This is a genomic window from Clostridium sp. Marseille-QA1073, assembly GCF_054863625.1.
The window spans coordinates 64,506-77,972 of sequence record NZ_JBSVQM010000012.1; the positions used below are offsets into that span (position 1 = coordinate 64,506).

General features: G+C 27.9%; 8 protein-coding genes and 1 pseudogene. 1 reads left to right on the forward strand and 8 read right to left on the reverse strand.

Annotated features, from left to right (window positions below; translation table 11 throughout):
• Window positions 1-76 precede the first annotated feature (76 nt).
• On the reverse strand, window positions 77-2,260 hold the full coding sequence (locus ACY1IQ_RS12195; RefSeq protein ID WP_461614181.1) for a DNA topoisomerase III: 2,184 nt from the start codon (window positions 2,258-2,260) through the stop codon (window positions 77-79).
• 440 nt (window positions 2,261-2,700) lie between these two features.
• Between ACY1IQ_RS12195 and ACY1IQ_RS12200 the strand changes: the two genes are divergently transcribed.
• Window positions 2,701-3,270, forward strand: coding sequence for a DUF4352 domain-containing protein (locus tag ACY1IQ_RS12200; protein ID WP_461614182.1), 570 nt, complete (start codon window positions 2,701-2,703; stop codon window positions 3,268-3,270).
• A gap of 91 nt (window positions 3,271-3,361) precedes the next feature.
• Here ACY1IQ_RS12200 and ACY1IQ_RS12205 read toward each other — a convergent pair whose 3' ends face one another.
• The 7 genes and pseudogenes from ACY1IQ_RS12205 to ACY1IQ_RS12235 form a co-directional block, all read right to left on the reverse strand.
• Window positions 3,362-5,413, reverse strand: coding sequence for a methyl-accepting chemotaxis protein (locus ACY1IQ_RS12205; protein WP_461614183.1), 2,052 nt, complete (start codon window positions 5,411-5,413; stop codon window positions 3,362-3,364).
• Window positions 5,414-5,560: 147 nt separating this feature from the next.
• Window positions 5,561-6,509, reverse strand: a pseudogene (locus ACY1IQ_RS12210) (IS982 family transposase).
• Window positions 6,510-6,924: 415 nt separating this feature from the next.
• Window positions 6,925-9,495, reverse strand: coding sequence for an FtsX-like permease family protein (locus tag ACY1IQ_RS12215; protein ID WP_461614184.1), 2,571 nt, complete (start codon window positions 9,493-9,495; stop codon window positions 6,925-6,927).
• The gene (locus tag ACY1IQ_RS12220) at window positions 9,492-10,175 is read right to left on the reverse strand and encodes an ABC transporter ATP-binding protein (protein ID WP_461614185.1); all 684 of its coding nucleotides are present in this window, start codon (window positions 10,173-10,175) and stop codon (window positions 9,492-9,494) included. The genes ACY1IQ_RS12215 and ACY1IQ_RS12220 overlap by 4 nt, the downstream gene beginning before the upstream one ends.
• 132 nt (window positions 10,176-10,307) lie before the next feature.
• Entirely contained in the window at window positions 10,308-11,558 is a 1,251-nt protein-coding gene (locus ACY1IQ_RS12225) for a sensor histidine kinase (RefSeq protein ID WP_461614186.1), read from the reverse strand.
• Window positions 11,559-11,560: 2 nt separating this feature from the next.
• Window positions 11,561-12,256, reverse strand: coding sequence for a response regulator transcription factor (locus tag ACY1IQ_RS12230; RefSeq protein ID WP_461614187.1), 696 nt, complete (start codon window positions 12,254-12,256; stop codon window positions 11,561-11,563).
• Window positions 12,257-12,648: 392 nt separating this feature from the next.
• Window positions 12,649-13,308, reverse strand: coding sequence for a M15 family metallopeptidase (locus ACY1IQ_RS12235; protein WP_461614188.1), 660 nt, complete (start codon window positions 13,306-13,308; stop codon window positions 12,649-12,651).
• Window positions 13,309-13,467: the final 159 nt, after the last annotated feature.

Genomic DNA, 13,467 nt, shown 5'->3' on the forward strand with positions numbered 1-13,467 from the left:
TAAAACCCCAGTGAAATCTCTTTCCTCTGGGGTGTTTATAATAGTAATAAAAATTGATTTCAATTAAAACAATTTTTTAAAACTTTAATTTTGATAAAGCATCTGCTAGTGCAGAATTTATAGGTTCATTATTTTCTTTTTGCTGCTGTCTTAAGTATCTATTTACTTCTTGTTTAGTAACTTTTTTGTTACTCTCTTGCTTTCTATTTTTAAACTCCGACATTTTTTCTCTATAATTACAATTTGGACATACAAATATTTGCTTTTCTCCCTGTCCTCTTAACTCTAACTTTTTATGACATTCTGGACATCTTGAGTTAGTCACTCTTGCTATTCCTTTTCTATATCCACAGGCTCTATCCTGACATACAAGCATCTTTCCTTTTTTGCCATTTACCTCTAGTAGATATTTACCACAATCAGGACATTTTTCTCTAGTCATGTTATCATGAACATATTTTGTATTACTACCTGCTACTGTCTTAACAAGCTCTGCAGAATATCTTCTCATTTCCTCTACAAAATCTTTAGGATTCGCACTTCCTTTGCTTATTAAGTTTAAAGTTTGCTCCCATTTTGCTGTAAGCTTAGGAGATTTTAAATCTTCTGGTGCTAAATCTATAAGCTGAATTCCTTTAGAAGTAGGATGTATTTCCTTTCCTTTTCTCTCTACATAAAATGTAGAAAATAATTTTTCAATGATATCTGCTCTTGTAGCTGGAGTTCCTAGTCCCCCTGCTTCATTTATAGCTTCTTTTAAGGCTTTATTGTCTTCCATAAACTTTTGAGGATTTTCCATAGCTGAAAGCAATGTAGCCTCTGTATACCTTGCTGGCGGTTTAGTTTGTAGAGTTCTTAATGAAATTCCTTCCACTTTCAATTTATCTCCAGCATTAATACTTGGCAGATTTTGCTCTTTTTCATCCTCATCTTCTTTATCATTAACCACATTTCCACTGATTTCTTTCCATCCTAAAGATTTAACAACTTTTCCTTTAGCTCTTACAATATGATTATTACACTCTCCCTTAACTGTAATTTGTTCATATTCAAAAGCTGGAGATAAAACCTCTAAAAATCTTTTAACAACTAAATCATATATATTTCTTTCCTCAAAACTTAAAGAAGATAAATTAACATGTTGTTCAGTAGGAATAATAGCATGATGATCTGATACTTTAGAGTTATCAACTAACCTTTTAGTAGTATTAATTTTTCCTCTTAATATTTTTCTTACAGCTTCACTATAAGGGCCTACATTTACTGCTTTAAGTCTATCACTTAAAGTAGAAACCATATCACTAGTTAAATACCTTGAATCTGTTCTAGGATAAGTTAATAACTTATGATTTTCATATAATCTTTGCATAAGCTGAAGAGTTTGCTTTGCAGAATAACCATATCTTCTATTAGCATCCCTTTGAAGTTCTGTTAAATCATAGGCTAATGGTGGAAGTTCCTTTTTATTCTCACTTTTAACCTCACTAATTGCTATAGTGCCATTTTTAAAATCGCTTGCTATAATATCGGCCTTTTTCTTATCGAAAATTCTATTATTATTATTATTTTTATCCACATAACTTAAATTAAAACCTTTAGTTTTCACATCTATACTGTAATAATCCACAGGCTTAAATTTTTTAATTTCCTCTTCTCTTTTTACTATCATATAAAGGGTTGGTGTTTGCACACGGCCTGCTGATAATTGTGCATTAAACTTACTTGTCAGTGCTCTAGTTACGTTTAAACCTACAAGCCAATCTGCCTCAGCTCTACATTGTGCCGCCTTATATAAATTATCGTAAGCCCTTCCATCTTTCAAATTATTAAATCCATCTTTTATAGCTTTTTCCGTTTGAGAAGAGATCCAAAGTCTTTTAAAAGGCTTTCTAAAATTAGCTTTTTCCATAATCCATCTCGCTACAAGCTCCCCTTCTCTTCCAGCATCAGTAGCTATAATAAGACTTCCAACATCCTCTCGTTTCATAAGATTTTTAACAATACTAAACTGTTTTCCACCTTGTTTAATTACCACTAGTTCCATCTTTTTAGGAAGCATAGGTAAAGTTTCTAAACTCCAAACCTTATATTTATTATCGTAAGCTTCTGGGTCGGCTAGTGTAACTAAATGTCCAAGTGCCCAAGTAACTATGTATTTATTTCCTTCTAAATATCCATTATTAACTTTATTACAACCTAAAACCTTCCCTAACTCCTTACCAACAGAAGGCTTTTCAGCTAAAACCAATATTTTTGACATCTCATATCTCCAATCTAAATTTATATAGTAATATTTATTATACCACTAAAAAGAAAAATCGTGATAAAATCACTATTCCTAATGAAAAATTTATATTCTACTTATTATTTATGTCAATATATTTATTCACTTAATTCTTTATAAAAAAATCTTATTATTTATTTTTTTAATCATAAAATTTTTTTATTTGAATATACATATATTTGGATAATAGAATGACATCCTTTTATTGCTTATTACTCTAAACTAAGTATTTAACATATTAATTCTATAAAAGTCATCACAATATTATTAAATTCAAATTTTATATTATTATGGCAAACATTTAATATTTTACTTAAAACAACAAAATAATTCATTAAATTTACATAAATATAATTTTATGCTATAATTTTCATGGTCAAATTATATTTATATAATTTTATGGGAGGGTTAAAATTATGATGAGTAAAAAATTTAGATTAATTTGTGCTTCTTTAGCTGCTGTTTCTATTTTTACTTTTGTAGGCTGTTCATCAGATAATAAAAAAGCTGATGAAAATACAAATAAACCTGCTGCAGAAGAAAAGAAAGAAGAGAAAAAAGAAACTAAAGAAGAGGAGAAAAAAGAAGAAAATAAAGAACTTAAAGTTGGAGATACTTTCGATCAAGATGGCTTTAAAGTCACTGTAAATAAAGTTAGAGAAGTAAAGCCTACAAATGATTTACTTAAACCTGCTGAAGGAAATAAGTGGGTTGCAGCAGACGTTACAATTGAAAACACAGGAAATGAAGATGCAACTATAAGTTCAGCATTAGGTTTTAAATTACTTGATAAAGATGGAAGAAGTTTTGATATGGCTATTGTAACTGATTTAAATGGTAGTTTAAATGGTTCACTCGCTGCTGGAAGAAAAATGACTGGCGAAACTGCATTCTCTGTTCCTGTTGATACTCAAGATGTAGAACTAGAAGTTAAACTTAAATTAACAGGAAAACCAAATTACGTAAAAGCAACTATTGAACAATAATAAAAACAAAATAAATAAGAGCTTCTTTATAAATATTTTTAAGATATCTATAAAGAAGCTCTTATTTGTTTCAAAATTATATTATAATAGGCTATAATTTAAATTTAGTTAAATCTGATTGTAGCTCAAACGCCATGTTTGAAAGTTCTTCTGATGCATGTGAAACTTCCTGCATAAGAGCAGATTGTTCTTCACTTGAAGCTGCTACACTTTGTGAATTTAAAGCGGTCTGTTTTGAAATTTGAGCATTTTCATCTATAGATTTAACCATTACTTTAGTACTTGATAAAACACTATTTATCACTTCTGAAACACTCTTCATATTATTAGAAACATTTTCAATTTCACTTAATATATCTTTAAATGATTCTCCTGCATTTTCAACCAGAATCATTCCTTCATCAACAGCTTTATTTCCCTCATTCATTGAGGTTATAGTAAATGAAATTTCATTTTGAATTTCATTTATTATTGAAGAAATATTATTTGATGCATTGGCAGATTGCTCTGCTAATTTTCTTATTTCATCAGCAACAACTGCAAATCCTCTTCCCTGTTCTCCAGCTCTTGCAGCTTCTATGGCTGCATTTAATGCAAGTAGATTAGTTCGTGAAGATATATCTGTTATTAAGGATATTATCTCTCCTATTTTACTTGATTTTTCTCCTAAAGAATTTATCATTTTAGATGAAGTATATACTTTAGAATTTATCTCATTCATTTGATTTATTGTTCCTACTATGACATCATTTCCATCAAAAGCTTTATTATAAGCAGTAATTGAAGAGTTTGTAGCAGTATTTATATCACTTGCTATTTTATCTACGCCTTTAAACACCTGCTCACTTTCCTCTGACACAATATCATATGATGAAGATTGTAAATCACTACCGTTAGCTATTTCTTGTATAGAAACAGCTATTTGATCTGCTGCTTCTCTAGTTTGTCCTGCACTAGCAGTTAATTCTTCTGAAGTAGCAACTACTTGTTCTAATCCGTCAGACACACTTTTTATTATATTCTTCAAATTATTATTCATCTTATTAAGATAAATTCCCATTTCTCCCAACTCATCATTATTAGTAATTTCTATTTTATTTGTTAAATCTCCAGAAGATATAGCTTCTGCTAATTTGTTAACCTTAGATATCCTATTTTTTATATTGTTAACTATGAGCATTATGATTAAAACTATAAGCAATATAGTTCCTGTCATAGTTATTAATACTTTATATAATAAGCTTCTCAGTGGAGATAAAAGTTCTTTTTCTGGAATAGACAAAACTAATTTCCAATCTACATGTGGTATCTTTGAGAAAAATATGATATTTTTACCATTAGAGTCAGTAAAAGAGTCTATACCATTTTCATTTTCTAATATATTTTTACTTATAGAAGATAAACTTTCATTTGAATCACTTGAAATATTGGCTTTCATTATTTTCTCTTCATCTATATCAGAAAGATATGTTCCATCTTTATTTAATAAAAATGCTCTTCCACCTTCACCTACTTTTATGTTTTTTATCATTTCTTGTATATTGGATAAATTTATATCTGCTGTAGTAACACCTATACGGTTCTTTTTATCATCTAAGATAGGCACTGTTGTAGTTATCATAGTTGTATTTGTAACGTCATCTATATATGGCTCTGACCAACTTAAACCTTTATCTGTATTTTCACCTAGCTTGTACCAATGACTAGAAGTGTAATCTGTCTTACTGTATTCATTTGTATAAGTTACTACGCCATCTTTTTTATAAGCATATGGACCAAAGAATTTTACAGCATTTTTATATTTAAAAGGTTCATACCATATTCCAACTCCGAAGGTTTGATCATTAGAATTTACATATGATTTTACTAAATTTTCATAGTTTTTTTCACTTAAAGTATCTCTACTTGCTTCCACTGTTCTTGCTAAAGTAAATGGAATTTTTGAATGATTCTCTAAACTTTTAGATATATTTTCAATAACTGCATCAGTTTGATACTTCATTTTTTCATTAATTTCACTATCTATTGTTTTCTTTGCAGTAACATAAGATAATGATGATAACATAAGCATTGATATTATAGTTACTGGTAATATCATAACTAACATTTTACTTTTTATGCTTTTAGATCTTAATTTTGCCATCTTATTCTCCTTCTAACTATAGTGATTTTTTTAAAGATTGTAATTTATTATGATAAATTACATAAAATTAACCTGTTGTGCTAAAAGATAATTTTTCATTAATAGGATTATTATTCCATAGTACATTGGCATAGTAATCCTAAGAATTTAAAATGTTCTTTTAAAAGTTTTATCAAATATTAAATCCTTGATTTTTGCAATATTAGGATTAATATTTAAGATTTTATTTATGAAAAAACAAAGATTATAGGCTAAAATTTTATTTGTTATTCTAGAAACTAGTCCCCACATAGATTTTGCTAAAACTCTTTGGATATTTAATTGTCCAGAAAGCTGAGAAAAAGTTTCAACTCTTCATGAGCTTTAAAAATCATTCTCCTGAACTGTTTTGAAACTTTAACTTTAGAGTTAGTACGCTTTATAGTTACTAGGTTTATGTGATTTTCAGATTTCAAATGTAAAGCTAGGCTTTCTCAATATAACCTTTATCTCAATAACTGTTGTAAATGGAGCGGTAGCTGTTAAGTCCATATTGCGACTCTATCGTCTGTATCAGCTGGAGTTAAGATGAAATCTGATATATATCCATCTAGAGCTATGATAGCATGTAATTTAAACCCATAGTAAGTTTGTTTCTTGAAGCACATTTACCGTAGGCAGCCTCCGGCTTAAAGATCTGTGAAAGTGTGCCCTCCAAAGCGCATACTGGTATAGGCATACTATCTATGATTCTAACCTGATCATGTTGATAGTTAAGGAAACTTGTTAGTTCCTTACGAATAACTTCAACTACTTTAAAAAGAATTTTCTAGTTCTATGAAATCTTGTTCTAGTACAAAATTTAGAAATAAATCTCTTAGATTTTTTCGAGAAAATCCAAACCATGCTTTTCAGAATCAATAGTTAAAAGTTCACCTACTAAGGATAGAGTTATAATTTCACTATCTGACATTATTGCTTTATCAATGTTGCAGCGATACTTTATGTATGCTGGAGTTACTTTTTGGTAAATATCATCAATTATAACATAAATGACAGTAATAAAATCTTTTAAGTTGTTTATTGTTATGGTAGAATTTTTATTAAGCTCTAGCATATTGCTTTCCTCCTATCATTGATTGTTGGTTCTTTTGATGATAGATTAGCAAAAATGCTAGAGTTTTTCTATTTGTAAATATTGCTAATGATTAACTAGCACAACGAGTAAAATTATATAACTTATATTCGTTAAAAACCTAAGAAAACTTTAGGCTTTTCACCTGTTAACTATTTATCAATAAAGATATCTTTCAGTGGTCAATTTTATTATAAAAATTTACTTCTGAGAAATAATAAGTTTTATCATCAAAATAAAGTTTTACTTATATAATAGTTTAGTAAATATTAACCTAATTTTATTTCAAAATATAAAGAAAAACCTAAAAAATCATGACAAAGTCATGATTTTTTAATATTATCTAAACTAATATTTTTATTTAAAAGTCTAAACAGATTGTAAGTTATCTAAGACATTATTCTTCTGCCCTAATGCTATCCATTATGTTTATTTTACTCATCTTTCTTAAAGATATCATTGATGCTATAATTACTATTACTATAGAACCTATAAATGCCATTACTGTTGAACTCCAAGGTATATTCCATTCATAAGCTCTCAATTCACTCATTAATCTATAAAGAATATAGGACAATGGCATTCCCATCAATATTCCATAAAATGATGCAATAATAGCATAGTATACACTTTCTAAAACTATCATCTTTTTAATTTGCTTTTCTGCCATACCTATAGATTTAAAAGTTGCTAATTCTCTTTTTCTAAGTAATAAATTTGTATTTATGGTGTTTATTATATTTATAGAGCTAATCAAGGTAACTACTGTTATAAATCCATAAATAAATACCATTATTTGTATCATCATACTTTTATCTCTCTTTGCTGATTCCACATTATCAAATATATACATATTATTTTCATTAACAATAGTTTCTAGCTTTTCTTTAATTACCTTATGATCGGCGTCCTTTCCAGTCCTTATATTTAAATTGTTAGATCTCAGTTCTCCAAATATATCTTTATATACTTTTTCTGTACTTATAAATCTTAAACTGCCCCCTTCCCAGCTATCTTCAAATACAGCATCTTCTTCAAGAATTCCTAAGACTTTAACCTTAATCTTTCCTACATGATTTAATAAATTTTCATCTGTATCTCCAGCAATTGATGAAGGTATAATTGATATTTCATCTCCAACTTTATAATTAGTAACATTAATATTAGCCCTTTTTTTATCTTTAGTTTTGATATGAGCATTTTGGATTATTATAACTCCATTTTCTTCATTTAATTTTTTCTCATTTATTTCTCCTGCTATAATATTTTTCTTGCTCTTTTCGAAAGATTTACTATTATAAGCATAAAATGGACTATAGACAAAGGCGTAATTCCCATCCATAAAATTATAAAAATTTGTTTCCGTTAAATCTTCATACTCTTTATTAAGCTTATCCTTTTCAATAGCTATGGCTGGGAGCTTATGTATTTCTTTATACACTAAATCTATTCCCTGTATTTTCTCTATATCCTCGCAAAATTTTGATAGAGTGCTTTCTTCTACTTCATCACTGCTTAGCATAACTCTATATTCAGGTTCCGTCGCCATTGCAACTTTTTCTACTTTTTTTATGTCATAAGCAAAGGAATTAAATACAATAAACAATACAATGCTTATAACCATTGAAAAAATAGTTATCCTAAACCTTGTTTTATTTCTTCTTAAATTTTTATAAGCAACTTGTCCTTCTATACCCAAAATCTTTCCTGCCACAATTCCACTTTTAACCTTTTTAAGATCTTCCTTCTTTACACTTCCACTATTTTTAATAGCTTCTAATGGAGATACTTTAGCAGCTAATTTTGCTGGTCCCTTTGATGATATATATATAGTTATAAGACCTAAAACTGCACTTCCTAATAATATTATTGGATTTATAGTTATTTTAAAGCCTTCAAACATAGAGAAAGCAAGTGAACCTAATATCATAATTACAATTTTTAAGGCCACTAATCCTAAAACTAATCCAATTGGAATTGATATAATTGCTAAAATCATAGCTTCTTTCATTACAATTCTCTTTATTTGATTTTTAGATGCTCCTACAGAACGCAATATTCCAAATTGAGATACTCTTTCCATAACAGACATATGAAAAGAATTATAAATTACCGAAATAGTTGCTACAATAACTAAAATTATAAAAAATACTGCAATCAAACCTATTACTCTATTTTCACTATCATCTAAACTCTTTAGCATAAGTCTTAAAAGCTCTTCATTATACCAAACACTGTCTTCATTTAAATTTAGTTCTTCTGTAATTTGTTTGCCTATAGCTTGAACTTGTTTTTTTAAATTTACATTGGCATAAATATCGTACTCTCCATCTTTATTTAAAAAACTTTCTTCCGATAAATAACTTATTCCATTTCCATATGTTGATTTCTCCATTAATCCACATATGATATATTCCTTAGAGTTCTTCTCTTTAAATTTTATATCTTCATAATTAATTTTTTCACCATTGCCTTCATCTTCTGGGTATATTACCTCCCCTAATTTTAAGGCTATCTTATCCCCAACTTTAGCATTTAGTGCTTCCATAGCCCAAGGTTCAAGAATAATTTCATCTTCCTTTTGCGGAAGGCGTCCTTCTCTTAATTTAATATTTTTTAACTCAAGCTTTTCTTTATTATCAGACTCTATATAAAGTTCTACATTTCTACCGCTTTTTTTATTTTTATCGATGATGCTTACTCCATCATATCTAACTATTCCCAATTTTTCTATATCCTTATGAGCTTCAAAATAAGGTATATGCCCACCATTTACATTTTTGAAAAGTATATGAAAATCTCCTGAATTCTCCTTTACTTGTCTTATCCTATTGTCCTGAAAGCTTTTAAACATTGTAGCAATAGAAGTTATAAGTGCTACTGAAAGTACTATCCCTATTATAGTCAGAATAGTCCTCTTTTTTTGTACCTTTAAATATCTTCCTGTAATTTCACTGTAGCTTTTCATCTTCTTATCACCTCATCACTTACCACCTTACCATCCTCTAAAGTAATAACTCTATCTGCTTGAGAAGCAATATTTACGTCATGAGTAATCATTATAAGTGTTTGATTATACTTTTTAACTGAAAGTTTTAATAGCTCTAATATTTCTTTTGAATTTTTTGAGTCCAAATTTCCTGTTGGCTCATCCGCTAATATTATAGATGGTTTGTAAGCTAACGCTCTTCCTATAGAAACTCTTTGTTGTTGTCCTCCTGAAAGCTCAGAGGGAAGATGATGTAGTCTATCTTTTATACCTAAAATATTAATTAGGTCCTCAAGATAATTTTTATCTTCTTTTTTATAATCTAAAAGAAGAGGAAGCTTTATATTTTCTTCTGCAGTAAGTACAGGTATTAAGTTATAAAACTGAAATATAAATCCTACTTTCCTTCTTCTAAATACCGCAAGCTGATTTTCATTTAAATTATATACATCTACATTATCTACAATGACATTTCCTGAAGTAGGTTTATCTACCCCTCCTAACAAATGTAATAATGTACTTTTCCCCGAACCACTTGCCCCTACTATTGCAACAAACTCACCTTGATTTATAGAAAGATTAATATCCTTTAATGCTTCAACTTTAATTTCTCCTTCACCATAACTTTTACAAAGAGAAACGGTTTTTAATATCTCCATAGTGTTTCCTCCTAGTTTCTTAATTTATATCTTAAGTATACTTTCCTATTCTTACTCTATAGTGAATTTTATTCTTACAAAATAGAAAGATTATAAGGCATTTGAAATCTTCTACAAGATTAACATTGCATTTTATACTATACTTTTCAAAAATGTTATAACGAACTCCGTTCCTTCTCCTTCTATACTTTTCACTGAAATACTACCACCATTACTTTCAATTATGGATTTAGATAGTGTGAGACCTATTCCTATACTAATAGGCTTTACTTCATGCTTTCCTTTATAAAACCTTTCAAAAATATGTGGTAATTCTTCTTTTTTTATTCCATTACCATTATCTTTAATAATAATACTTACAAGCAGTGGTGATTCTTTTATTGCTATAGATATAGTTCCGTATTCTTCTGTATGTTCAATAGCATTTTTTATTATATTTCCTATAGCTTCAGTCATCCAATCACTATCATGATTTAAACAAACATCTCTTTTTTCTTCTATAATGATATTTTGTTTTTTAGCCTTAGCTTTTTCTTTTAATGGAGAAAATGCTTTATTTATAGTTATAATTAAAGGTTGATTTCTCATTTTATAATTAATAGCTCCAGCTTCTACTCTAGCTATCTTTAACAAATTAATTATAAGCCATTCCATACGAGTAAGTTGTTCGCTAGTTTTATTAAGAAATTTCACCTTTGTTTCTTCATCCATATCATCTTTACTAATCATTAGCTCATTGAGCATGATTATAGATGATAGTGGAGTTTTTAGTTGATGAGAAATATCTGAAATAATATTCTTTAAAAACTCTTTCTCCTTCTTTAATTTTTCCATGTTTTCAATTAATCTATTTACTAGTAAGTTTAATTGATTATATAAAATAGAAAACTCTCCCTCTTCTCCTCCTTCAAGGGTCATATCATATTCTCCTTCTAAAACTCTTTCAACACTACTAGATACGATATTTATTTTAGATAGAATTTTTTTATAATCAAGCAAGATTATAAAAAAGATTGTAATAAAAAATATAATATTAATAGTTAAAATGTTAAATAATAAGTTCTTTGAAGATTCTCTAATCAAAGGAATATCTGCTGGTTTTAATGTTTCATTATAACTGTATTTCTCTAAAATAGTTAATCCACTCTTAATTTGATCTTCTGATACTCCTTTAGTAAAATATCCTACTATATTTTTTTCTAATTCAGGATTTTCTTCTAATACTATGCCTAATACTGCTGCATTTTGTCTTATGACTTTTTTATTTATATTATTTATACCTATATTCATAGTCACCAACGTAAATATTAAAAATACAAAACAAAGTATCACAATTTTAATAGTGATACTTTTAATTTCCGGATTTCTATATAATTTTTCCATAGCTATTCCCTCGTTTCCTTATTCCATTTATATCCTACTGCTCTTATCGTAATTATGTATTCTGGTTTTGCTGGATCATCTTCAATCTTTTCTCTAAGTCTCCTTACATATACAGAGAGAGTATTATCATCGACGAATTCTCCACCTACATCCCATATTTTTTCTAGTATTTGACTTCTGCTAAGTACTACTTTAGGGTTTTGTATTAGAGATATAAGTAATTTATATTCTAATGATGTCAATATAATTTCTACATCGTTTTTCATAACTCTATTGCTTAAAAGTTCAATAGTAATATCTCCTGAATGTAATTTATTACTTCTATAACCTGAATCCTTCTCATATCTTCTTAAAACTGCTTTAATTCTTGAAATTAATTCACCAATCCTAACAGGTTTAGAAATATAGTCATCACCGCCCATATCTAGCCCCATAACTACATTGGCTTCCTCATCAGAGGCAGTTAAAAAAATTATAGGAGTATTGCTTTTTTTTCTTAATTCTCTACAAAGTTCATAACCACTTCCATCTGGTAACATTAAGTCTAGTAATACTAAATCTACACTACAATTTTCTATACTTTCTCTTGCTTCTTTTAAAGTTGATGCAACTGTAATATCAAAACCTTCATTTTTTAAAGTATATTCCATTCCCATAGCCAAGGTAGCATCATCTTCAACTAATAAAATTTTAACCATATTTCCTCCTTTTTATCGATGTTTTAATACTTAAATTCTATTATACAAATAATTTTTTATATATTAAATCCCTCATTTTTTACCTATTGAATAATATTTATAATATACTTATTATAAAGTTATAATAAATAAAAGAAAATAACTATTCAAAGTTACAATTATACTTTCTATAATATAAAATGATATGTTCCAATAGTCGTTAGGTTATCTTTGGATTCTTACGACTCATATTCCACAAAATATATAAATATATGACTAGTTATTTTTTAATATGACTAAATATGTTATAACATTAGTATAACCTTCAAATTCTATATATAAGTTAAAGCTTTTATATTAGCAACTGGTATGACTTATATAAATGTAAATTAAAAATTATATAATTTTACAATTTATTTTATATACTCCTCTAAAACCAAATTATTATTATAAATTTCTTCTGCTGCTTTTTTTCCTACATATCTAATATGCCACGGTTCATAATCATATCCAGTTATATGTTCTTTATTTCTAGGATATCTTATTATAAACCCAAATCTATGAGCATTTTCCCTAATCCATATTCCTTCAGTGGTTTTTCCAAAATCATCATTTAAAAATTTATTTAATCCTTCCCTATTAGTTAAGTCCATTGCTAATCCTGTTTGATGTTCACTATGTCCAGCCTTAGCTACATATTTATCAGCTTCTTCCCTACCTAATATTTTAACTCTATGTTTATAAAGATTATTCTGTGTATTATAGTAGCGATAGCCTGATATTGCATAAAGTATTATACCCTCCTCCTTTTCAGCTGCTAACATTAATTCTTCTAAAGCCTTGCCGCTTTCCTTAGTCATAAGCTTTTCTTCCTTTAGCATATTATCTGAAAATCTAATATTTGGTTCTTGCAATTCTTTTGGAATATACTTATTAGAAAGTTTATATTTTCTATTTACTAAAACTAATTTATTATCTACTTCTAATACTTCAGAATAATCTTTATATGGATTAAATGCGAATATGAATACCATTCCTAGTATTGCCCAAAATATTTCACTGGTTTTTTTCATTCTACTCTCCCCCTCATTTTATAAATCTATTATAAATATTCAATCTTACAGTTAAATGAATTTTAGACTTACAAAATAGTAAGAGATAAATCAAACTAAGATTTTATAGGATTCCTTAATTAAAATTTAACTTATGCATGATTTTAATTTCCATAATAA

Bases quoted from the DNA above. Each gene is read 5' to 3' on its own strand.
- ACY1IQ_RS12195 (WP_461614181.1), bottom strand. From the start codon at position 2,260: ATGTCAAAAATATTGGTTTTAGCTGAAAAGCCTTCTGTTGGTAAGGAG.
- ACY1IQ_RS12200 (WP_461614182.1), top strand. From the start codon at position 2,701: ATGATGAGTAAAAAATTTAGATTAATTTGTGCTTCTTTAGCTGCTGTT.
- ACY1IQ_RS12205 (WP_461614183.1), bottom strand. From the start codon at position 5,413: ATGGCAAAATTAAGATCTAAAAGCATAAAAAGTAAAATGTTAGTTATG.
- ACY1IQ_RS12215 (WP_461614184.1), bottom strand. From the start codon at position 9,495: ATGAAAAGCTACAGTGAAATTACAGGAAGATATTTAAAGGTACAAAAA.
- ACY1IQ_RS12220 (WP_461614185.1), bottom strand. From the start codon at position 10,175: ATGGAGATATTAAAAACCGTTTCTCTTTGTAAAAGTTATGGTGAAGGA.
- ACY1IQ_RS12225 (WP_461614186.1), bottom strand. From the start codon at position 11,558: ATGGAAAAATTATATAGAAATCCGGAAATTAAAAGTATCACTATTAAA.
- ACY1IQ_RS12230 (WP_461614187.1), bottom strand. From the start codon at position 12,256: ATGGTTAAAATTTTATTAGTTGAAGATGATGCTACCTTGGCTATGGGA.
- ACY1IQ_RS12235 (WP_461614188.1), bottom strand. From the start codon at position 13,308: ATGAAAAAAACCAGTGAAATATTTTGGGCAATACTAGGAATGGTATTC.